Annotated in this window: 21 protein-coding genes; 15 read left to right on the top strand and 6 right to left on the bottom strand. The window is 52.4% G+C overall.

Going from position 1 to position 22,517, the window contains the following annotated elements; translation table 11 throughout:
- Positions 1–11: 11 nt before the first annotated feature.
- Both B0D95_RS00550 and B0D95_RS00545 read right to left on the bottom strand, forming a co-directional pair.
- Positions 12–851: a protein-glutamate O-methyltransferase CheR gene (locus B0D95_RS00550; protein ID WP_078042067.1), complete on the bottom strand. Its 840-nt coding sequence runs from the start codon at positions 849–851 to the stop codon at positions 12–14.
- Positions 852–969: 118 nt separating this feature from the next.
- Entirely contained in the window at positions 970–1,587 is a 618-nt protein-coding gene (locus B0D95_RS00545) for a response regulator transcription factor (protein ID WP_078042066.1), read from the bottom strand.
- A 227-nt stretch (positions 1,588–1,814) separates the two neighbouring features.
- On the opposite strand from B0D95_RS00545, the gene B0D95_RS00540 reads away from it, so the two are divergent.
- From B0D95_RS00540 to tcdA, 3 genes are all read left to right on the top strand, one after another.
- Complete coding sequence (locus tag B0D95_RS00540; RefSeq protein WP_078045560.1) at positions 1,815–2,927, top strand: ATP/GTP-binding protein; 1,113 nt, start codon at positions 1,815–1,817, stop codon at positions 2,925–2,927.
- A complete protein-coding gene (locus tag B0D95_RS00535) occupies positions 2,927–3,655 on the top strand; it encodes a hypothetical protein (RefSeq protein WP_078042065.1) in 729 nt (242 codons plus the stop codon). Before B0D95_RS00540 ends, B0D95_RS00535 begins: the two co-directional genes overlap by 1 nt.
- Positions 3,656–3,769: 114 nt before the next feature.
- Positions 3,770–4,567 (top strand): tRNA cyclic N6-threonylcarbamoyladenosine(37) synthase TcdA, encoded by a 798-nt coding sequence (tcdA, locus tag B0D95_RS00530; RefSeq protein WP_078042064.1) that lies wholly within the window; start codon positions 3,770–3,772, stop codon positions 4,565–4,567.
- A 25-nt stretch (positions 4,568–4,592) separates the two neighbouring features.
- Here the strand turns inward: tcdA and B0D95_RS00525 are convergent, their stop codons facing one another.
- A complete protein-coding gene (locus B0D95_RS00525) occupies positions 4,593–5,009 on the bottom strand; it encodes a SufE family protein (protein WP_078042063.1) in 417 nt (138 codons plus the stop codon).
- A 238-nt stretch (positions 5,010–5,247) separates the two neighbouring features.
- Here B0D95_RS00525 and B0D95_RS00520 point away from each other — a divergent pair, with 238 nt between their 5' ends.
- Both B0D95_RS00520 and B0D95_RS00515 read left to right on the top strand, forming a co-directional pair.
- The gene (locus B0D95_RS00520) at positions 5,248–6,405 is read left to right on the top strand and encodes a glycoside hydrolase family 18 protein (RefSeq protein ID WP_078042062.1); all 1,158 of its coding nucleotides are present in this window, start codon (positions 5,248–5,250) and stop codon (positions 6,403–6,405) included.
- A gap of 187 nt (positions 6,406–6,592) precedes the next feature.
- Entirely contained in the window at positions 6,593–7,882 is a 1,290-nt protein-coding gene (locus B0D95_RS00515) for a GGDEF domain-containing protein (protein ID WP_168172378.1), read from the top strand.
- A gap of 28 nt (positions 7,883–7,910) precedes the next feature.
- Here the strand turns inward: B0D95_RS00515 and B0D95_RS00510 are convergent, their stop codons facing one another.
- Complete coding sequence (locus tag B0D95_RS00510; RefSeq protein WP_078042060.1) at positions 7,911–8,747, bottom strand: TatD family hydrolase; 837 nt, start codon at positions 8,745–8,747, stop codon at positions 7,911–7,913.
- A gap of 81 nt (positions 8,748–8,828) precedes the next feature.
- On the opposite strand from B0D95_RS00510, the gene B0D95_RS00505 reads away from it, so the two are divergent.
- The 7 genes from B0D95_RS00505 (at position 8,829) to B0D95_RS00475 (ending at position 16,811) form a co-directional block, all read left to right on the top strand.
- The gene (locus B0D95_RS00505; protein WP_078042059.1) at positions 8,829–9,617 is read left to right on the top strand and encodes an alpha/beta fold hydrolase; all 789 of its coding nucleotides are present in this window, start codon (positions 8,829–8,831) and stop codon (positions 9,615–9,617) included.
- A gap of 23 nt (positions 9,618–9,640) precedes the next feature.
- A complete protein-coding gene (locus tag B0D95_RS00500) occupies positions 9,641–11,101 on the top strand; it encodes a carboxylesterase (RefSeq protein WP_078042058.1) in 1,461 nt (486 codons plus the stop codon).
- A 104-nt stretch (positions 11,102–11,205) separates the two neighbouring features.
- The gene (locus B0D95_RS00495) at positions 11,206–12,192 is read left to right on the top strand and encodes a GGDEF domain-containing protein (protein WP_246841689.1); all 987 of its coding nucleotides are present in this window, start codon (positions 11,206–11,208) and stop codon (positions 12,190–12,192) included.
- Between the two features lie 197 nt (positions 12,193–12,389).
- The gene (locus tag B0D95_RS00490; protein ID WP_078042057.1) at positions 12,390–13,304 is read left to right on the top strand and encodes a MoxR family ATPase; all 915 of its coding nucleotides are present in this window, start codon (positions 12,390–12,392) and stop codon (positions 13,302–13,304) included.
- Between the two features lie 15 nt (positions 13,305–13,319).
- Positions 13,320–14,306 (top strand): DUF58 domain-containing protein, encoded by a 987-nt coding sequence (locus tag B0D95_RS00485; RefSeq protein WP_078042056.1) that lies wholly within the window; start codon positions 13,320–13,322, stop codon positions 14,304–14,306.
- Positions 14,296–16,302, top strand: a complete 2,007-nt coding sequence (locus B0D95_RS00480) for a DUF3488 and transglutaminase-like domain-containing protein (RefSeq protein WP_078042055.1) — start codon at positions 14,296–14,298, stop codon at positions 16,300–16,302. The genes B0D95_RS00485 and B0D95_RS00480 overlap by 11 nt, the downstream gene beginning before the upstream one ends.
- Before the next feature lie 107 nt (positions 16,303–16,409).
- Positions 16,410–16,811, top strand: coding sequence for a hypothetical protein (locus tag B0D95_RS00475; RefSeq protein ID WP_078042054.1), 402 nt, complete (start codon positions 16,410–16,412; stop codon positions 16,809–16,811).
- Positions 16,812–16,937: 126 nt separating this feature from the next.
- Here the strand turns inward: B0D95_RS00475 and B0D95_RS20500 are convergent, their stop codons facing one another.
- Positions 16,938–17,552 carry a hypothetical protein gene (locus tag B0D95_RS20500; RefSeq protein ID WP_078042053.1) on the bottom strand — a complete coding sequence of 205 codons (615 nt, stop codon included), beginning with the start codon at positions 17,550–17,552 and terminating at the stop codon, positions 16,938–16,940.
- A gap of 329 nt (positions 17,553–17,881) precedes the next feature.
- On the opposite strand from B0D95_RS20500, the gene B0D95_RS00465 reads away from it, so the two are divergent.
- The 3 genes from B0D95_RS00465 (at position 17,882) to B0D95_RS00455 (ending at position 22,073) form a co-directional block, all read left to right on the top strand.
- Entirely contained in the window at positions 17,882–19,309 is a 1,428-nt protein-coding gene (locus B0D95_RS00465; RefSeq protein ID WP_078042052.1) for an NAD(P)/FAD-dependent oxidoreductase, read from the top strand.
- A gap of 99 nt (positions 19,310–19,408) precedes the next feature.
- Positions 19,409–19,966, top strand: coding sequence for an RNA polymerase sigma factor (locus B0D95_RS00460; RefSeq protein ID WP_149867833.1), 558 nt, complete (start codon positions 19,409–19,411; stop codon positions 19,964–19,966).
- Between the two features lie 100 nt (positions 19,967–20,066).
- The gene (locus B0D95_RS00455) at positions 20,067–22,073 is read left to right on the top strand and encodes a VWA domain-containing protein (protein WP_246841688.1); all 2,007 of its coding nucleotides are present in this window, start codon (positions 20,067–20,069) and stop codon (positions 22,071–22,073) included.
- 110 nt (positions 22,074–22,183) lie between these two features.
- Here B0D95_RS00455 and B0D95_RS00450 read toward each other — a convergent pair whose 3' ends face one another.
- On the bottom strand, positions 22,184–22,480 hold the full coding sequence (locus B0D95_RS00450) for a hypothetical protein (RefSeq protein WP_078042050.1): 297 nt from the start codon (positions 22,478–22,480) through the stop codon (positions 22,184–22,186).
- Between the last annotated feature and the right edge of the window lie 37 nt (positions 22,481–22,517).

Below are 22,517 nucleotides of genomic sequence, written 5' to 3'. Positions count from 1 at the left end.
TGCCTCTTTGCTTAACTGGCAATTCGGGTGAATGCGCGCCTATCCATCGCCGGTTTGCGATAAATGGATGGGCGCAGGGTATCCACTGGCACCTGCAAACCTTGCAGGCTTTCGCAGTGACCGAGAATCAACCAGCCACCGGGGCGCAACACACGCAACACATTGGCAAGTACACGCTGCTTGGTGGGGTTATCAAAATAAATCAGCACATTGCGCAAAAAAATCACATCAAACTGCTCGCTGTCGGGGCGCGTATTCAGCAAGTTATGTAAATCAAAGTTGACCTGCTCACGCAGCGAAGGCACCACGGCTAACATGCCCTCATACTCGCCAATACCACGGCGACAAAAGCGCTTTAAATAATCGGCGGGCATGTGGTTGAGGCGTTCAGCGCGATACACGCCTTTGCGCGCCTGCGCAATCACTGCACTGGAAATATCAGTCGCCAGCATGTCCCAGCGGTTGCCAACACAATCGGCCAATACCATCGCCAGGCTGTAAGGCTCTTCGCCAGTGGAGGCAGCAGCACACCAGACACGCAAAGTGCCATTGCCATGCTGGGGAATAATCTCATTGCGCAAAAAATCAAAATGCGCCGGTTCGCGGAAAAAATAGGTTTCGTTGGTGGTGAGCAAGTCGAGCATGACGCTGCGCTCTTGGGCACCTTCGGGGCGGGCGATGAAATCGACATAGGCGTCGTAGCTGGGCAGGCCGCAAATCGCCAACCGACGCCATAAACGGCCTGTCACCAGCGCGGTTTTATCCGGGCCAATCACAATGCCGGCAGTGCGGTGTACAAAATCGCGGATTCTGTGCAGGGCAAAAGCGCTGATGTCGCTGCGGAAACTCATCTAACCATCCAATATGAACGTGTTGCCGAATAATGATCGGTAGCAGTGATGTCTATTGTGATGGTTGGTGGGAAAAAATGAGAGAGTAAAATTACTCACAGCAGGTAAGGAGAAACCCCTAGCGCCCGTGGCTTATAAAATCGCGCATCAATTCCAGCGCTGAACCCACGCGCAATTTCTCCATAATGCGCGCGCGATGATTCTCCACCGTGCGCACACTCAAATTGAGCTTGGCGGCAATGTCCTTACTGGATAAGCCCTCCAATACCTCCTGCAATACTTCCTGTTCTTTGGGGGTTAACAGGGCGATGCGCGCCTCGCGGGTGGCCAATTGCAAGCGCTGGTGGTGCAACTCGCGGCTGAGTGCCAGCGCCGCTTGTAACTTCTCCAAAAACTGATGGCCCTGAATGGGCTTTTCTACAAAATCAAAAGCGCCCTGCTTCATCGCCTCCACCGCCGCACTCACTTCAGCATAACCGGTGACAATAATCAGCGGGGGCGGCACCGGGTAGCGTGCCTGTAAGACTTTGTGCAATTGCAAGCCGCTCACGCCGGGCATGCGCATATCGGAAATTACACACTCACAGGGGCGGGGGCTGTAAGCACTGAGAAACGCCTCAGCACTGTTAAAACAGAGCGGTGTCACGCCGATCGGTTCAATAATGCCTTCCATTAATTCCAGGGTAATACTGTCATCGTCGATCAGGTACGCAGTGGCAAACGCAGCGGTATTCATGATTCTCCCTAACTCTCCCTACAAAGTTACGGTTAAACACCGTTATTTTCATTTTACGAACCGACTGAGTGTAGCAGAGACCTGCCGATTTACCGGTAGCGGCTTGTGTTCCGGCTTCATCTCCGTTGCCGAGTAAACAACCAGCACACCACATCATGTACCGTAGTTTTTTTACGGACAAATTCAAGTCTGTTATGCTGAACCCTGAATTTATTGAGGAAAGCACCATGTTGCGCAAATTTTCCGTGAAAAATTTCCGAAACTTCTCTGATTGGCTAATTTTTGACCTATCAAGCCAGCAATACGAGTTTAACTCCCATGTGGTAAGGGATGGGAGTATTCAGCATGCCATGGTTTACGGACCTAACGGTGGCGGAAAGTCCAATCTAGGCTTGGCCATGGTTGACCCAATATTGCATCTTATCGACTCACCCAGCTTCCTCAGCTCGCTGGATAATAACTACCTCAATGGTGGCCACGGCGTCGAACTCGCTGAATTTGCCTTCGAATTTTGCATTGACGGAGTCGACATAGCCTACCGTTACGGCAAAAAGTCTCGCGTGCAAATGGTTTACGAAAATCTAATTATTGGTGGTAATGAAGTCTTAGATATAGACCGCCGCAAATCCCACCATGCCGTCATTCATCTGCAAGGAGCTGAATCGCTCAAAACTGATGTGGGTAATTCTGAGATTTCTCTGCTTAAATATGTGCGCAACAACGCTATTTTAGATGAAACACCAATCAATCAGGTGTTGGCCAAGCTATTTGAGTTTATTGAAGGCATGGTTTTTTTCAGATCACTAGATTCCACCCGAACCGGTGAATATGTGGGGAAAAATATTGGTGTGAAACGCTTATCACAAAGCATTATTGAGAGTGGATCATTAACAGACTTTGAAGAATTCCTTAATGAGGCAGGCATCGAATGCTCACTCTTTGTTGACCTAAGTAACAAAGGCGAAAAAAGTATTTATTTTGACTTTGGCGACAAGAAGCTGGAGTTTGCTTCAGCCGCGTCTACCGGCACACTCTCGCTGGGCATTTTTTACTTTTGGTGGCTGCGTTTTCAAAGCAAAGAGGTCACATTTGCCTACATGGATGAGTTCGATGCGTTCTATCATCATGCACTAGCGTCTAATATCCTCAACAAAATTGCTCATTCCAGTTGCCAAACCATTATGACCACTCACAATACTGGCGTAATGAGCAACGACCTTCTGCGACCAGATTGCTATTTTATTCTGGATAAAACTATAAAACCCATTACAGCACTGACAGGCAAAGAACTTCGCAAAGCGCACAACTTAGAGAAGATTTACAAAGGGATGTCCAACTAATGGAGCGAACACTGTTTGTATTTGAAGGTGAACGCCTAGAAAAATTGTACTTCCAAAGCCTGGAGAGGGCCTTCTTTGACGGCCAGCAGAGCCGTATTCTGGTGAGCTTTAAGAATGATATTTACGAGTTGTACAAACAACTTAATGCGGAAGATGATCTAGATCCTTTCGATCTAATAAAAGAGCTTAATCCTCTAGCCAAAAACATGGAGTTACTCACCAATCTAAGGCGCGATCAAATTAGTCAAATTTACCTATTTTTTGACATGGAACCGCACGATCAACAATTCGATCCACAAAAACTTTTAGACATGCTTGCCCTGTTCGATAACGAGACTGAACAAGGCAAACTGTTTATCAGTTATCCCATGATCGAAGCCATAAGAGACATTAACGACCATATAGAATACCTCACGCGCACAGCAAGACTAGATGACTGTGCAGGCAAGCATTACAAACCGCTATCGGCAGAGCGCGGCAATCCCATCTATCAAGATGCACGTAAAATTAACAAGCCTGTCTGGCAAGGTCTGATAAGCGTCAATCTACAAAAAGCCAATTATTTAATTAGCGGCAGTAATGACCAAACTCCGGTCATTGACCAGCAACTGATTGCACAAGCTCAGCTTGACCAATTTGTACCGAGGGGTGAAATATCTATACTTGCTGCCTTCCCGATATTTTTAGCGGACTATTTCGGAAGCAAAGTATTAATTAGCGAAGAATAATCATCAGAAAAATAAGGTTTTACAGCCGGCTGTTCGATGAGACTTCTATAACACAGCATCAACTGCAAGCACCAACCTTTTACTCGATATCCCCAAACTTACAGCGATGCGCCTATGACCAGATCTCTCACCCCCGCTTACCTCCAACGCTTTGGTGGTATCGCGCGACTTTACGGCCAAGCTGCCCTGCCCGCACTGACCAATGCGCATTTTGCGGTGATTGGTTTGGGCGGTGTGGGGACCTGGGTCGCGGAGGCGCTGGCGCGCAGTGGTGTGGGCGAGCTGACACTGATCGAGATGGATGAGGTGTGCATCACCAATACCAACCGCCAATCCCACGCCTTGCAGTCCACCATTGGCCAATCCAAAAACCAGGTGATTTCCGAGCGCCTGCGCGATATCAACCCCGAACTGATTATTCATTCGGTGGAGGATTTCATCGACGATCAAAATATGAAAATGCTGATTGGCAAACAGCACCATGTGGTGATTGATGCGATTGACGCTGCCCACTTGAAAGCGAGGCTAGTGGCTTATTGTTTGGCGATTAAAGTGCGCTTGATCACCATCGGTTCCTCCGGCGGCAAGCGCAACCCGCAAGCGGTCACGGTGGATGATCTGGGCCGCAGCATTTGCGACCCCATGCTTGGCAAAGTGCGCACCCAGTTGTATCGCCACCACAATTTTGCGCGCGATAAAAACCGCAAGTTCCGCGTGGATGCCGTCTACTCCACCGAGCAGATGGTCTACCCCAAACCCGACGGTTCAGTGTGCATGGATAAACAAGCACTGGCCGATGGTGTAAAGCTGGATTGCGCGGGTGGTTTTGGCTCCAGCATGATGGTCACTGCCAGTTTTGGTTTGATAGCAGCGAATCGTGCGCTTGAGCGTTATTTGGCAAAAGTGCTGTAACCAATCAACGCGATACTGATGTCATTCATTCGGCGGATTGCTGTAAGTGCTGGTAGATACGCGCAATAATCGCGTTCAAACCATTGTTGCGCGAGGGCGTCAGGTGTTTTTCCAAACCCAGGTCGTGCAATTCACGCTGCAAATCCAACCCGATTAATTCATGGCGCGTTTTGCCATTAACCTGCACCAATAACAACGATGCCAAGCCCTTGATAACACTGCTGTCGGCATCCAGCGCAAAATAATCGCGCCCTTGTGCGGGCATGTGCGCCAGCCACACCGGCACCTCGCAACCGCGAATCAGGTTGTCGGCAATGCGCAGTGCCGGTTTGGGTGCAATTAATTTGCCCCACTGGATAATCAATTTGTACTGCTGTTGCCACCCCGACGCCGCGCGCAAATGCGCCAGCGAAATAGCGGACAGGTCATCGCGATAATCCACAGAAAACACCCAGTCAAAAAAACAGAATTATAAGGCTTGATGATTCTTTACGGTAAGCCCGTATGCCCGTGCAAATAACTGTGCGTAAAATGGCACCCACGATCTGCCCGGCGATTTTACGCTCCACTGGATTACGCCCTACTACAACAATCGCAGACGTTACCATGACCAACAATGCCATCACGGCAAGCTGTTACAGCTCTCGCGATCAACGACCACTTCGTGTACCGAGGGATTTATGAAAACAGTTTTACATTTCACCTTGCGCCGTTTGTTGCTGTGTTTATCCACCCTGGCGATTGCACTTGGCATCAGTGCCTGTAGCCATTCGCCCGCCAAAACCACTAAAGCCGATACCACACCGGTAAAAGTGATTGCCTATTACATGGGCGATGGCAGCGATCTGGCGCGCTACAATTTCAATCAATTGACCCACATCATCTACAGTTTTTTGCATTTAAACGGCAATCAGTTGTCGTTTGATAGCGATAAAGACAAACAAGCGCTCGCGCGTTTGGTCGCGCTGAAAAAAGACTATCCACAGTTAAAAGTTATGTTGTCACTCGGCGGATGGGGCGGTTGCGAAACCTGCTCCGATGTTTTTAACAGCGCCGAAAACCGCACCGCATTTGCGCAATCCACCCTCGCGATTATTGAAGAGTACCAGGCTGATGGTATTGATCTGGATTGGGAGTACCCCACAGTACCCGGCTTTCCCGGTCACGCCTATGCCGCCTATGATCGCGATAATTTCAGCGCGCTGGTCAAGGCATTACGCACCGCATTTGGCTCGCGCTATGAATTAAGTTTTGCAGCCGGAGGTTTTGATGCCTATTTGGAACAGGCAGTGGACTGGGCAGCCATTATGCCGCTGCTGGATAATGTGAATATTATGAGTTACGACATAGTGAACGGCGCAACGCCACACACTGGTCACCACAGCGCCCTGTATTCCACCCCGCAACAAAAAGACTCCACCGATAACGCTGTGCAATTTTTACTGCGCCAAGGTGTTGCCCCGGAAAAAATTGTTATAGGCGCCGCTTTTTATGCGCGTGTCTGGAAGGATGTAGCGCCCATCAATAACGGCCTTTATCAACCCGGCACACACATTGACGGTTATGGATACGCCGAATTTCCCACAGCCTTCAGCCCAGCCGAGGGTTATGAATATCACTGGGATGAGGCTGCACAAGCGCCAAGCTATTACAGTGCCCGCCATAAAACCTTTGCCACCTTTGATGACCCACGCTCCATGGCCGCCAAAGTGGATTACCTAAGGAAGCACCAGCTCGGCGGCATTATGTTTTGGCAATTGCCCCACGACACCGACAACAAAGGGTTGCTCGACGCTATTCACCGTCGCTTGCATATGCCCCAAAACGACGCACACTGATCACCCGGATGATCAAAAAACACTCAATAAAAACAGGCGGTATCCGGTTTAAAAAACGGGATGCTGCTGGTAAAAAAATAACCGCGTGATGTGCCGCCAAAAAAATCAGGGCGATTATTGGGCGTGACTTTTAGCGCTTCCCGATTTGTGTTTTACTGCGCGCCCCTTATTACTTATTCACGCCACCATGAGCATCCAGCAAGACATTGTTAAAGCCAGATTGCTGGGTTTATGTATTGTGATTACGGTATTACTACTTGCCCTGCAAAAATACGGGCCAGAAAAAGTCCTGATCATCGGTAAAGACGCTGGCCTGGAAATGAACAGCCTGGACGATAGCGGCAACGGCGGCGCGTCCATTGCTTCATTGGTCCACGACGGCGACACACTACTGCTCAACTGTGAAATTATCGCGTCGGCTTATCGCTGGCCTTACTGCGTTGCCAGTTTCAAACTCACCGATGCTAGCGGTAAAGGTATGGACCTGAGCGGCTATCGTCAAATCACCGTTGCCGCTCGCTACAGCACGCCGCAAGACGTGGGCATTCGCATCCAACTGATTAATTTCAACCCCGCCTATGCCAATGACCGCGATAGCAATTCACTGAAATACAACGCCCTTGAATTATTTGATGCCTACCAAACCATCAGCCTGAGCCATATGCAGGTGCCAACCTGGTGGCTCATTCTGGGCAAGATTCGCCCCGAATATGCCGGGCCGGAATTTACCGATATTCGCGGCATACAAGTGGCCACTGGCGAACACATTAAACCGGGCAAATACCAGATTATTATCGATGGGGTTGAACTGCGCGGAAAATACCTGAGCGACAACCAGCTCTACCTGTTCTTACTCGCGGGTTGGACACTGATGGCGCTGCTCTTTTTTGTGTCCACCTTGCGCAAGGCCAAACGGGAATTACGCACTCACCAACAGCGGCAGCAACAACTGGAAGCCCTGAACAGCCTGCTCAACAAACAACAACAAACATTGGAAGCGCGACTCGCCCGCGACCCGTTGACCGGCGTATTAAATCGCGATGGTATTGCGCCAGTTTTTGAACACGCGTGGGATTCACACAACCACCAACAACTCTCGCTGATTTTTATCGACATCGATAACTTCAAAAAAATTAATGACGATCACGGTCACAATCGGGGCGATGAAGTGCTCCGTTTATTTGCACAAGTGCTCGTCGAAAATACCCGCGCCCAGGATTTTCTCGCCCGTTGGGGTGGAGAGGAATTTGTGCTGGCTTGCCCTGACACCAATGTCAAAAATGCCACGGCGCTGGCAGAAAAATTGCGTTTGGCGATTCAACACACATCCTGGCCACAAGGCCTGTCCATTACCGCCAGTTTTGGTGTGGCGCAGATGCACGCCCATGAATCGCCCACGGATTTTATTGCGCGCGCCGACCAGGCACTCTACGAAGCCAAAGCCCAAGGGCGCAATGGTGTGCGCTACGCGCCTTAAACCAGCACATGGATTCACCAAGAATAAATTAGCTCACACCAAATAAGCGCTGCGCATTGCGGCGTGTTGCCTGCGCGACATCATCCAAGCTAATTCCGCGCAACTCCGCCAGGCATTGGGCAATCTGCGGCAGGTAGTGTGGACTGTTGCGCGCGCCTTGTTTACCGCACAGGGGCATGTCGGGCGCATCAGTTTCTAACAACACAGATTCTATCGGCACCTGACGCAATGCCTCGCGGGTTTTCTGTGCCCGCGCATAGGTAATAGTACCGCCCACGCCCAGTAAAAAATCACGCGCAATAAATTGTTGTGCCATTTCAAGACTGCCACTGAAGGCGTGAATAACACCACCGTAACGCGGTGGCTGCTGTTTAAAACAGGCAAGGATTTCACTGTGGGTTTTTACGCTGTGAATAATCAGCGGTTTGTGCAATTGATTCGCCAACTCAATGTGAATACCCAATAGCTGTTGCTGCAAGGCCAATGGCACTGCAATCAATTTATCCAAACCGCATTCACCCACCGCCACACACTGAGCCTTATTGCGCACAATGTCATCACCAATCACTGTCGCAATCTGCGCCCGTGTTTGTGCACTCAACAGGCCATCGGATGCCGGATGCCATCGCTGTTGTGGCCCAATACAGTGTTCAATCCAATGCGGGTGAATACCCGCCGCATAAAATAGCCCCGGCAATTCACGGCACCAGCGCGCCGCCCTGGGCCACTGTTCAGGGCTGACACCGGGCATGATCAATCCGCTGAGGCCCAAGGCCTTGCTCTGTTGCCATAACACAAGGCGATCGCTATCAAATGCGGGAAAGTCAAAATGGCAGTGGCTGTCAAATAAAGCGGGGTTATTCATGGCAGATGACTGTCAGTGTGAATCAATTCAGTTAGGTACACAGTGTGGCATAATCGCCCGACTATCGCCGGAACCCCTCGCATGAAATTGTCCCTTAGCTCGTTGATCGCCCTCTCCTGCCTGATAATGACTGTCACCTTGAGCGGACTCGGCTGCAGCACGCAGCGCGAGGTGCGTATTGAAACCTATGGGGATTACACAACACCAACACCCGACTGTGTGATTTTGCTGCACGGTTTGGCGCGAACCAGCGATTCCATGCTGCCGCTCAGCGACGCACTGCACGCGCAGCATTACACAGTGGTGAATGTGGACTATCCGTCGCGCCACTTTCCCATTGCCGACCTGGCTGAACAGGCGATTCCCCCGGCGCTGGCGCAGTGCCATCAAACAGCAGCACCGAGGATTCACTTTGTGACCCATTCACTGGGTGGGATTGTGTTGCGCCAGTATTTGCAACAACACACCATTCCCGAATTACACCGCGTTGTTATGCTGGCGCCGCCCAACAAAGGCAGTCAGATTGTCGATAAATTAAAACCTATTCCCGTCTTTGGCTGGATTAATGGCCCCGCCGGTAACGAATTGGGCACAACCGCGAAGAGCTTGCCAAACACCTTGGGCAAGGTGGATTTTGAATTGGGTGTTATTGCGGGAACGACCAGCGTAAACCTACTATTATCGCTTTACCTGCCCAATCCTGATGACGGCAAGGTATCGCTGGAAAATACCAAAATTGACGGCATGCGCGATTTTATCGCGCTGCCGGTTTCTCACCCCTACATCATGAAAGACAAGGACACGATTGTGCAGATACTTCATTTTTTAGCGCAGGGATATTTTTTACACACACCGGAATCTGGACAATAACGGCAGGTGTTTAGAGGCGAAATATGATTGGGAAATTCACACACCGCACTGCACTTTTTTCCTTGCTGTTATTAACAGTCATCATTCTGACCAGTGGTTGCAGCACACTGCGCAATGCAAAACCCTGGCACCGCATTGAATTACAACAAGAGTTTTCGGCGGACATGGTATCGCGCTCGCGCGCCACGCCCTATCTATGGAGCGATTACCTGCAACAGGAAGATAAACTCTTTGCGGAATTGCAAGAAGAATTGCGCAACGCCGATACCCATGGAAGCTATCGTTACGAAGCCAATTCGCTGTTCAATCCGCTCATGCACAGCACTAACTGGAATCGCAGCTTTGTCATAAAGCCGGAAAATATTCGCGCTGGTATTGTCATGCTGCATGGCCTGACTGACTCGCCCTATTCCGTGCGCCAGCTAGCGCATAGGTTTGCACAACAGGGTTTTATGGTGATTGCTGTGCGCCTGCCAGGTCACGGCACCTTACCCTCGGGTTTATTGAATGTCAGTTGGCACGACTGGGTAGCCGCAACGCGCCTGGCTACCGAAGAAATGCAGCGCCACCTGGGTGATAAGGCGCCTTTTTATCTGTTGGGTTATTCCAATGGCGGAGCGCTGGCACTCAACTACAGTTTGGATGCGCTGGACGATGCCAGGCTGCGCGCGCCGACAAAAATTATTTTGTTATCGCCAATGATTGGTATCAGCCGCTTTGCCGGATTGAGCGAATCGCTGGATCTGATCGGTCACTTGCCGCTGTTAAGTTCGCAGCGCTGGCTCAGTAAAAATCCGGAATACAACCCATTCAAATACAATTCATTTCCGGTGAATGGCGCATGGCAGGCGCACCGTTTTTCACGGCAGCTACGCCACAAAATCCAGCGCTTGGCAGCGCAGCAAAAACTGCAACAATTACCGCCGGTATTGACCTTTCAATCGGCGATGGATGCCACAGTAAAAACCGCTGCCATTGAACAGCATTTTTATCGTTACTTACCGGCGAACCACAGTGAGCTGGTGCTGTTTGATATTAATCGCCACCAAAATTACGCCCCCATCACCCGCCCCAAAGCAGCCAACTTTGTTGCCACTACCTTTGCGCGCACGCCTCGAAATTATGATTTTGTAACCATCACCAATAGCGATACCACCACTATGAATGTCAGCGAGTGGCGCAGCCCTGCCGGTAGCCAGGGCCAACCGCAAGAACACCCGCTCAACCTGGCATTTCCCCCCGGCGTCTTTTCGCTCTCCCATGTGGCCTTGCCATTTCCCATGGATGATCCGGTGTACGGCCTCACCCCCAGGACGGATGAATTTTATGGTATTCGTTTAGGCAGCCTGCATTTATTGGGCGAGAGCAATACCATCATTCTCAGTGCCAGTACCGGCATGCGCTTGTACGCCAATCCGTTTTATTCCTACATGGAGGAACGTATGTTGAGCTGGCTTGATATGCCGCAGGAGATACCGCAATAAAGCGTTCAAGTATTGAGCAAACCTGCCGATTCCCGACTATGCTGTGAGCTATAACAAAAACGGCTCGCTGCGTATAAAAAGCTTTATCACGGGAGACGGTGCGGGTGACTCAGGTTGACGATTCAAAAAATAAATTCCAACGCGGCATGGTGTATTTGTTTGCCATTCTAGCAAGTATCGGGATAGCGCCGTTTATTGTGCTTCGCTATTTACATGGCGAGCTACTCAATGCACTGGTGGACCTGGCGATTGTTGTGGTCGCACTGGGCAGTGCGCTCATCACCTATATTCGCGGCCAAGCCTCAAATACTGTGTCGATAGTGACGGCGATTCTCTACTCCGCCGGTGCCGTGGCAGTGACCCATTTAAACGAACCCATTTTTGTGTTCTGGTTATTCCCCGCGATTCTGGCCAACTTTTTTTTGCTCAGCACCAATGCCGCGCTGACTGCCAACCTACTATCCATTCTGGCGGTTTTGCCTATAGCGTCACGCCTGAATACCAACACTGAAATCTTCGCGATGATTTCCAGTTTATTAATCTGCGGCAGTATGGCTTACACCTTTGCGCTGCTTACCAAGCGCCAGCGCGCCCTGCTGCAAGGTTATGCCACACAGGATGCCCTCACCCAACTCGGCAACCGCCGCGCCATGAATAGCGAACTGGAACTGTCCATTCAGGATCACGCCCGCGCACAAATTCCCGCCACACTTATTTTGTTGGATCTGGATTTTTTTAAAACCATTAACGATAAATTCGGCCACAGTACAGGCGACAAAGTGCTGGTAGAACTGGCCGATTTACTGGTGCAGCGCGTGCGCAAAACAGATCGCCTGTTTCGTTTTGGCGGTGAAGAGTTTGTGGTGATTGCCCGCAACACAGCCTTGGACGATGCGATGACCATCGCCGAGGAATTGCGCAACCAGATTATTACCAACCTCAAAGCGCCAGACGGCGCGCCTATATCGGCCTCGTTTGGCTGCGCCCAATTACAGCAAGGTGACAGCGCCGAACAGTGGTTTGTTCGCGCTGACAAAGCCGTTTACCAAGCCAAGCAAGCCGGCCGCAATTGTGTAGTCAGTGTGGCCTGATGCACTGTTGCCACCCATCCGTTTTTCCGCTTATGGCGTATCAGGCAAGTGGCTACAGTTGCTATCCACTTGGCAGATTTGCGTTTCTTTATATATGCCTTGTTCACCCCGCAAGCGCTCTGGGCTATGGTGCACTCACCTTTTGCTATTTCTGTCGCCCGCACCCGGGGCAATAACACTTTTGATACGGATTCTTCATGCACTCACTGATTAGCAGCATTATCAACCAAGTGGATCAAGTCTTATTGGGCAAGGATCAACAGGTTCGCCTTGCACTGGCCTGCCTGTTTGCGGAGGGCCATTTACTGATTGAAGATTTACCCGGCATGGGCAAAACCACCCTCGCCCACTGCCTGGCAAAAGTGTTGGGGCTCAAGTTTGAGCGAGTGCAATTCACCAGCGATTTGCTGCCCGCCGATATTCTCGGCGTCGCCATTTTTGAGCGCGAGCAAGGTGTCTTTAAATTTCATCCCGGGCCGGTGTTTACCCAGGTACTGCTCGCCGATGAAATCAACCGCAGCTCACCCAAAACCCAGAGCGCATTGCTGGAGGCCATGGAGGAAGGCCAGGTCACCATTGAAGGCAAAAGCCGCCCCCTGCCCACCCCGTTTTTTGTGATCGCGACGCAAAACCCCCTGTCGCAAAGCGGCACCTTTCCCCTGCCGGAATCCCAGCTTGACCGCTTTTTAATGCGCATCTCCCTCGGCTACCCCAGCCCAGCCTCCGAGCGTTTATTGTTTGAAGGGGTGGATCCGCGCGCGCGCATTCGCGCCTTGAAACCGCTGGTGACCAATGAGCAATTAGCGGCCATCCAACAAGCAGTGCAGCAAGTCAGTGCCAGTGATTCACTGCTGGATTACGTGCAACGACTGGTGGCCTTTACCCGCAGCGATGCGCGTTTCAGCTATGGTTTATCACCACGGGGAGCGCTGGCGCTACTGCGCGCCGCCAAGGCGTGGGCACTGATTCACAACCGTAGTTATCTGGTGCCGGAGGATGTGCAAGCCGTGCTCTATGCCGTGGTCGGCCACCGGGTGCGCGGTACGGGTCACAGTAGCGACAGTGAACCGCTGGTCAAACACCTGCGCGACAGCGTGAATGTGCTGGCGTAAGGGCGAGATAAGGCCATGAGCATTCGCAGTGACTGGCGCGCCGCCTGGCAGCGCCACTTCTTTCGCTGGATTGATAAACGGGTTCCGCCCGCGCGCCAGATTAGCCTCAATCGCAAAAACCTTTACATCTTCCCCAATCGCACCGGGTTCCTGTATTTGGTTATGACGCTGCTGATTTGGCTGCTGGGCACCAACTATCAAAACAACCTGATTCTCGCCCTCTGCTATTTAATGGTCAGTTTGTTTGTTGTGGCCATCCACCATACTTTTGCCAACCTGTCAGGTATCAGTGTGCGCTTTGTGCAGGCCACTCCGGCCTTTGCGGGAGAAGCAGCCAGTTTTGTGCTGGAACTCAGCACCCGGAACCGGTACGGCTGTGAGAATGTGGAAATCCGCTGGGGCGATGGCGAAGCACGCACCCTGACGCTCGCGCCGGCAACGCCGCAGCGCGTGAGCCTGCAAGTGCCTAGCCGCCAGCGCGGCTATTTACGCCCCGGGCGACTGTTAATCCAGAGCCATTTCCCACTGGGCATTATTCGCTGCTGGAGCTGGCTGAACCTGGAGGCGGCAGCACTGATCTACCCTGCGCCGGTGGCCATCGATGAACCCCAACACCTCGCCAGCAGCGGGCGCGAAGAAGGCGGCACCAGCACCCGCGGCGGCGATGACTTTAGCGGCCTGCGCGAATACCAGCCGGGCGATCCCATCAAACACATTGCCTGGAAACAGTTTGCGCAGCACAAGGGGCTGTTTACCAAAGAATATGAGGCTTATTTTTCTGCGGAAAAATGGCTGGACTGGCACAACCTGAACCAGTTGCAGGAGCTGCGCCTATCGGGCCTGTGCTACTGGGCACTGCATTATGAGCGCCAGCAAATTCCCTACGGCTTGAGCTTGCCCGGCCTGACCCTGGCACCCGCGCTGGGCGATTATCACCTGCAAGCGGTGCTCAAGGCGCTGGCTCAATTTAACCTGGCGCGCGAGGCTGGTTATGTGGACTAGACGCAAGGGATCAGCGCCACGCCCGCGTCAGGAGTATCTGGCACGCGACAAACTCGCCTGGCTGTTGGTCATGCAAACCCTGCTGGTATTGCCACTGCTGATCAACCTGCCCCTCTGGCTGTGGCTGGTGTGGGCCATGGCGGGTTTCTGGCGCACCCAGGTATTTCGCGGTCGCTGGGGCGCTCCCGGCGGCACAGTCAAAACCCTGCTGACCCTGCTGTGCGCTGGGGGGCTACTGGCCAGCTATGCCGGTAAAACCGGCACCGAAACCATGGTAGGCCTGCTGGCCTGCACCTTTGTGCTCAAGTTGTTGGAAGTAAACTCCGCGCGCGATGCCCAGTTACTGATCTTTATCGGGTTTTTCATCACTGCCAGCCAACTGCTGTTCAACCAAAGCCCACTGGCTGCGCTCTACAGCCTGGGTTGCCTGCTCATCCTGCTCGCCAGTTGGCGCTCGCTCTACCTCACCAGCGCCCAAGCCAATGGCCCACGCCTGCGCGCTGGCTGGCGCCTGCTATGGCATAGCTTACCCATCATGCTGGTGCTGTTTGTGGTGATTCCACGCTTGGGGCCACTGTGGGCAATCCCCAACCAGCAAGCCGCTAAAACCGGGTTTAGCGATAGCATGTCCCCCGGCGACTTTGGCCAGTTAGCACTGAGCCGTGCACCGGCTTTCCGGGTGGAGTTTATTGGCCGCGACACACCGCCACCGCCCAGCCAACTCTACTGGCGCGGCTTGGTGCTGGACAGTTTTGATGGCCGCACCTGGCGCCAGCGCGACCCTTGGGGGATAGCGCCCAAGGTGAAAGATGAGGAGCCACTCACGGAAGAATCGGTGGCCTACAGCATTATTCTGGAACCCCACGGCCAGCCCTGGTTGTTCAGTTTGATGACGCCGCAAAGCACCAGCGCCCCGGGTAACTATCGCCCGATTCGTATCACCCGCGACCACCTGCTCTTCAACTCCGTGCCTGTCGCCCAGCGTTTGCGCTACCAGGTCATTTCCGCACTGGCGTTTGCGCCATCGCCCCCACAGGCGCTGACGAACAGCGAGCGCGCGGCTTACACCCGCCTGCCTCAGGGCAGCAACCCCCAAGCACAGGCGCTGGCCGCCCAATGGCGCGCCGAAGGCTTGAGCGATCAGGCCATTATTGAGCGCGTGCTCAACCTGTTTAACCGCGAATTCACCTACAGCCTGCAAGCACCAGTATTGGGGCAGCACTCGGTGGATGAGTTCTTATTCACGACCCAAAAAGGCTTTTGCGAGCACTTTGCCAGCAGCTTTAGCCTACTGTTGCGTGCGGCGGATATCCCAGTGCGAGTGGTAGTGGGTTATCAGGGCGGGAGCTGGAATCCACTGGAGAACTACCTGCTGGTCAGCCAGTCCGATGCCCACGCCTGGACGGAGGTATGGATTGAGGGCGAAGGCTGGCGCAACATCGACCCGACCGCCGTTGTCGCCCCCAACCGTATAGAACAAGGGCTGGATAATGCCCTGAGCGCCGATGAGCAGAATCTGGTCAACAGCAACTGGAGCGGTTCCACCCTGCTCTACAACCTGCGCCTGCGCTGGGATGCGGCGACCTTTGTCTGGCAGCGCTGGGTATTGAATTACGACAGCCAAACCCAGGAGGGATTGCTCTCCCGTCTGCTCGGCGGCACAGAGGCCTGGCGAATGACGCTGTGGCTGATCGGGCTGGGGTTACTGGGCGCCGCGTTGGCCACCTGGGCCCTGCTGCGCAGCCATCAAAGCCCTGCATTGCGCCCGGAAATTCGCGCCCTGCAATCGCTGGAGCGCAAACTGGCACCACAAGGCTATGTGCGCGAACAGGGCGAAACCGCCGGGGATTTTATCGCCCGCGTCAGTCACAGCGAACCGCGCTGGCACGCTGCGCTCAGTATTATCGCGCGGCTGTTTGAGCAGATTGCCTATCAACAACAACCGCAGCAACTCGCCCTGTTGCGCGAGAAAATCCGGCGCTTTCCCCAGGCTTGAGGGCAGGTGACTGGCGCCTGACAAGGCGTTTATACTGCGCCCACTCCAGCCTGGAGCAATACCTTACTATCTATTCAGTTTCCTCATTTGCGAGGAAGGGAGATCCAATGAAACACCTGTCCAGACTAGCCGCACTGACTGTGGGCCTGTTGCTGTCACTCAACCTGATGGCCGCTGATCTGATTGATCCAGCACCCATCGCCGTTCCCTCCAACCTCACTTCAGCTCAGGTGAGCACGGAAATTAAGCGCGCCATGATCAACCGTGGCTGGGCCGTTGCCAAAGAACAGCCTGGAGTGATTGATGCAACCCTGTCGATACGCTCACACCGCGCGCAAGTCAAAATTACCCATGACCGCTCGCAAGTGGTTATCACCTATGTATCCAGTGAAAACCTGGATTACAAAGAGAAGAAAGGCAAACGCCTGATTCACCGCAACTACAATAGCTGGGTCAATAACCTGGTCAGCGACATCAACAAAAACCTGCAGATGACAACCATCCAGTAAAACGGATTAGCGCTGCATAAAAAAAACCGCTCGCGACAGATTCAACGAGCGGTTTTTTTATGGGACGAAGAAAGGTAAAAATTAAACTTGTGCTTTTCTTCTCATCACTTACAAGCCGAGCAACAATCAGGCGCGAACTTTACGTCTTACCAATACCAGTCCCAACATACCTATGGCCAACATCATCAGTGAACTGGCTTCATCGACGCTGGTGCGAGTGGTTACAACGACAGCATCCAGAAAGTTACCAACGGTAGAGTTGTCGGTAGTGGTGAAGGTGATGGTGCTGAAATTACTGTTAGCCACAAAGCTACCGGTAAATTGGTTCCAGGTGCCAACAGTGTGATCGTTGATCAGGGTAGCCAGGGTGCCTACGCTGAAATGGAAGGATTCATTCGCACTTTCACGCGCACTGTAAAAAAACGATACGTCGTAGATTTGGCCCACAACCGTGGCGAAACTTTGGTAGATAGAGAAAACACCACCAGTGTAAGGGTGCGCATTTAACTCAGCGTGTTGGTTGCCTTCCGGTGCAACTACACCACCAAAGTTGTTCCAGATTTCAATGTTGCTACCGTCCCAACCATTCACCGCAGAAGAGGAGAAATAAGACCAGTTGCCAGCCGCTACGGTGTTGTCTTCAAAACCACCATTAACAATCAAGTTAGCCTGCGCTGATGCTGCCAACAGCAAGCCAGACAACACAGCGAACACAGGAGCAGAAAGGATGCGTTTTAACATGATGAAGCCCTTTAGTGGATTATTGTGATGAGGGGTTGATAAATACTCATCGCTTGGCGTTTAAATCAGCAAATACCGAGCCACCCGCAAAATTGTCATCATAATCAGCAATATAGTGATAACCACATCACACAAACAAAGCAAAGTGTAAAAAAAACCGTCAACCCCACCGAGCACCCGAATTTTCGTTCAGCCGGAAACCAGACCGGATTGAGGCAAACGGGCACTTGGCGTCAAACACTGGATTTTGGCAAAGCAGCCTGTTTATACTCGCGCCCGCGAAGATTCCCCCTGCCCAGGCTTGTGTGCCAAACACCGAAGGAAGCACCATGAACCCGCTATCGGACAACACTATTTCTGGCGCTCATGCACGCACCACTCTCACCGATACCAACAACCGTCAACATTTTGTTGGTGAGCCACTGCAAGATATTCCGACACCCGGTAATAGCGCCCAAAAACACCAAGTGGTAGTGATTGGCGGCGGCCCGGCGGGCAGCGTGGCAGCTACTCGCCTGGCGCAAGCGGGAGTAGATGTTCTGGTGCTGGAACGCGAGCAGTTTCCCCGCTTCCATATTGGCGAATCGCTGCTGCCCAACGGTAACCGCATCCTGAAAGAGATTGGTGTGTGGGAGAAGGTAGCCGCTGCCGGTTTTATCGAGAAACGCGGCGCCCAATTTACCCTCGCCGATCGCTCCCGCACCGTGCGCAATGTGTTTGCACAGGGCTGGGTAAAAGGGCTGGATATGACCTATCAAGTCGAACGCGCCCGCTTTGATGAAATCCTGCTGCGCCATGCCGACAGTTGCGGCGCCCAAGTCTGGGAGCAATGCCCCGTCACCAAAGTCACTCGCACCACTAACGGCTGGCAAATAGAGGCTAACCACGCCGGCCAGGCACAACTGATCAACGCCGATTGGGTGATTGATGCCAGTGGCCGTCACTGTGTAATGGGCCGCGCCATGAAGCTCGCCAAATCCGCCCTGCCTTACCCCGGGCGCATGGCGGTGTTTAATCACTTTGAACATATGCAGCGCGATGAAGGCGAACAAGCGGGCGATGTGATTGTGCTGCGCCTTGAGCACGCCTGGTTTTGGGCTATCCCGATTTCCCCAACGGTCACCTCCGTGGGCGTCGTGCTGCAAAAAAATGGCGGCCGCGCAAAAGACGAAAGCTGGGAGCAACTCTTCTGGCGCAAGGTCAAAGAATCGCCCTTCCTGACCCAAGCCCTCGCCCAGGCCACACCCTTGGGCGATTACCGCATTGAATCCGACTACAGCTTCTCCCACGAAACCTTTGCTGCCGAACGCTGCTTATTAGTGGGCGATGCCGCCAGCTTTATCGACCCGGTATTTTCCTCCGGCGTGTACCTCGCCCTGGAATCCGGTTTGCTCGCCGCTGATCAGATCGCCGCCGCGTTAAAAAAATCCCCATCGCCGCAACGCGAAACCAAACTCTACGCGGCCTACACCCACTCGCTAAAAACGCAAATTGGCACCATGCGCCAATTGATCGATGCCTATTACGACAATAGCGCTTGCGAAGTCTTCATGTCGCCCCGCCCCACCCTGAGCCTGCCACAAGCCATCAACTCGGTACTGGCAGGCAGCCTCAAACCCGGCTTCCCTGTTCGCTGGCGCTTGTGGCTGTTCAAACAAATCTGCAAGCTACAGAAAAAACGCCCGCTGGTGCCACCGATTGCGTGGCAGGCGCCAGATGAACCCGTGACCACCACAGAATCATCAGTGCGTCATTAATTTTTTCGCCGTTACCAAGGATTTGCACCAAAGGCTCGTCCAAGGGATATGACCAGCCTTTTTCTTTCTCCGATTCTCTTTGACCGCCATGGAAATGCTATGACTGATGCGGATCACCCCACGCTGATTCGCCACGCGCAAGCGGGCGATGGTGCGGCCTTTGCGCAATTGTTGGCGCAGCATTACGACACTATGTTCCGTTTTGCCTATCGCTGGTGTGGTCATCGCAGCGATGCAGAAGACATCACTCAACTCGCATGTATAAAACTCGCACAGTCCATCGGCCAATTTCGTTTTGAAGCAGCGTTTAGCAGTTGGCTTTATCGACTGGTTATTAACTGCGCCAAGGATTGGCACAAAAGCCAGCAGCGCCACCAATACGACAATATCGACAACTGGATAGAACCAGAGCAAGCGCCCGATCAGCGGGCCGAAAACAGTATCTATTTGCAGCAATTGCTGCACCTACTCGATCAGATGGCCGAGGGTTTCAAAGAGACGGCCTTGCTGGTGCACGGTGAAGGTTTAAGCCATGCCGAAGCCGCTGAAGTGCTGCACCTGAAAGAGTCCACCGTGTCCTGGCGATTGCATGAAATTCGCAAACAACTTCAGCGCCGGCAACAAGATTCCGATGGCAGTTGGGAGCCTTCCCTATGAACAAAAAGCCTATGAATGACAGCGATATGAACCAACACGACCTGCAAGCCCTGTTGCAACAGCCCCCCCTGCACCGGATGCCGATGTTAAAGCGCGTCATATGGCAGCAGCCATGGCGGCGTTTAATGCGCAGCACACAGCAGAACATAGCGTTGCGCAGGACAATAGCGCTGCGCAGCACAGCAACACCGAAAAAAAATCGAATCGTTTCCAAGGATTATTGCAGCACTTGCGTCTTACCCGTGACACCAACCATCACGGGACTCATTCCATGAATAACGCAACCAATAACACAGGTTTTGATAATCGCCCCTTCTGGCAAAAACCGGTCATTGTCTCCGGTATTGCAGCATCCAGCCTTGCCGTTGTTGCCGGGCTGACATTTATGCAACAGCTAATGATTGATCCATCGCTCAGCGATGTGACAGCGACTGTATCCAGCCTGCCCTTGAATACACCACACACCAGCGAACACGACGCCGTTGAAGAAGTTGTCATCACTGGTGCACAACAAGTATTAGCTGAAGAGCAAGCGAAAAAAATGGCACGCCTGGAATCCGCCCAATTGGCGCGCAGCAAGCAAGCTTATGCAGCAGCACCGGCAGCAAAAATGATGGCCGATGCGCAACCCATGATGCTCTCCGTACCAGCACCCGCTTACGCAGTGCAGGATAGCCTTGCGCAGCCCGCGCCACAGTTTCGCGATCGCTTTAGCGATGTGGATGAAAACGGTGTAATCGCCGTGAGCGCCAACCCGGTGTCTACATTTTCCATCGATGTGGATACCGCCTCTTACAGTTTTGTGCGACGCATGCTCAACAATGGTCAACTGCCACCCAAGGATGCCGTGCGCAGTGAAGAACTGATTAATTATTTTGATTATGCCTACACGCCACCCAAAGATCGGACAACGCCCTTTGCAACCTACACCAACGTCATGGATTCCCCCTGGACGAAAGGTAATAAATTAATCCACATTGGCATTCAGGGTTATCAATTGGCAGCGAGTGAAATCCCGCGCTCCAATCTGGTGTTTTTACTGGATGTGTCCGGTTCGATGGACGAACCCGGCAAATTGCCGCTGGTGAAACAATCCATGAGTTTGCTGCTGGATACACTAAAACCCGACGACACCATTGCCATTGCCGTTTATGCGGGGGCAGCCGGCACAGTGTTGGAGCCCACAAAAGTTAGCGAGAAACAAAAAATTCTCGCCGCATTAAATAATTTGCAAGCGGGTGGTAGTACGGCGGGCGCCGAAGGTATCGCCCTCGCCTACCAATTGGCCGAAGCGAATTTCAATAAAGACGGCGTAAACCGCATTATTCTCGCTACCGATGGCGACTTTAATGTCGGCCAAACTGACGATGATGCCCTGCAGGATTTTGTTGAACGCAAACGCGAAAAAGGAATTTATTTATCGGTACTCGGCTTTGGTCAAGGCAATTATCAGGATGCATTAATGCAAACCCTGGCGCAAAACGGTAACGGCACGGCGGCCTATATCGACACGCTGAGCGAGGCGCAAAAAGTATTGGTTACAGAAGCAACATCGCTGTTATTTCCCATTGCACAGGATGTAAAAATCCAGGTGGAATTTAACCCCAATACCGTCAAGGAATATCGCTTGATTGGCTACGAAACCCGCGCACTTAAGCAGGAGGATTTTAACAACGACAAAGTCGACGCCGGAGAAATTGGCGCAGGCCAGCGGGTGACAGCGATTTATGAAATTACCCCAGTGGGTGCAGAGAGTGGATTACTGGAAGAGAGCCGTTATCAAAAAGAAAGCACACCGGTTACTGGAAAAAATAGCGAATATGCTTTCTTGCGCTTGCGTTATAAATTACCGGGCGACCCAAAATCCCAATTGATAGAGAAGCCGATCACCGCAAACAACAACAGCACCAGCCCGCTCCATCAACGCGAAGTCAATTTCGCCACCGCAGTCGCGGGATTTGCGCAACTGCTGCGCGGCAACCCTTACGCCGGTGATTTTACTTACGACAAGGTGATTGAACTGGCGCGCGCCAATAAAGGCATGGATGACTACGGCTACCGCACTGAATTTATCCAGTTAGTGCGCAAGGCAAAAATCGCCCAATAACCAAACATCCGCTATAAATGATGCCGCGCGCGATAAATTGCGGCTTTTTGCGCGATAAATGAATGGGGCATCTTATTGCCCCATTTGAAAAAGAATTGCTCTATACAAAACTACTTGTCGGTGTTTTTACGGATTTCATCAAGTAGGTTGATGATTGCTGAAAACCCTGCACAGAAGGCAAAAGTCACGACTCCGGAGAAAAGGCATAAGAATGCCAGCGGGTTGTCAAAAAGCCTGTAGGTGTACATAGAAAGGAACGCACTCATGGCCAAGGTGATGACACCCAGTAAAAAGATCATCCTGGCAGCCTGTGGTTTTTGATCTGGCTTAACTTTTTGAGGGGTATAACCGGGGTTGAGCCTTGGCTTGTTACTGGGTTTGGGGCGGTTGATGTCTGCTGCATCCATAATTGAACTCCTTAAGTGTTGTTATAGCCGCTGAAGC

The organism is Cellvibrio sp. PSBB023 (assembly GCF_002007605.1).
Taxonomy (GTDB): Bacteria; Pseudomonadota; Gammaproteobacteria; order Pseudomonadales; family Cellvibrionaceae; genus Cellvibrio.
The sequence above is the reverse complement of the archived record's forward strand: the minus strand, read 5'-3'. Positions and strand labels throughout refer to the sequence as shown.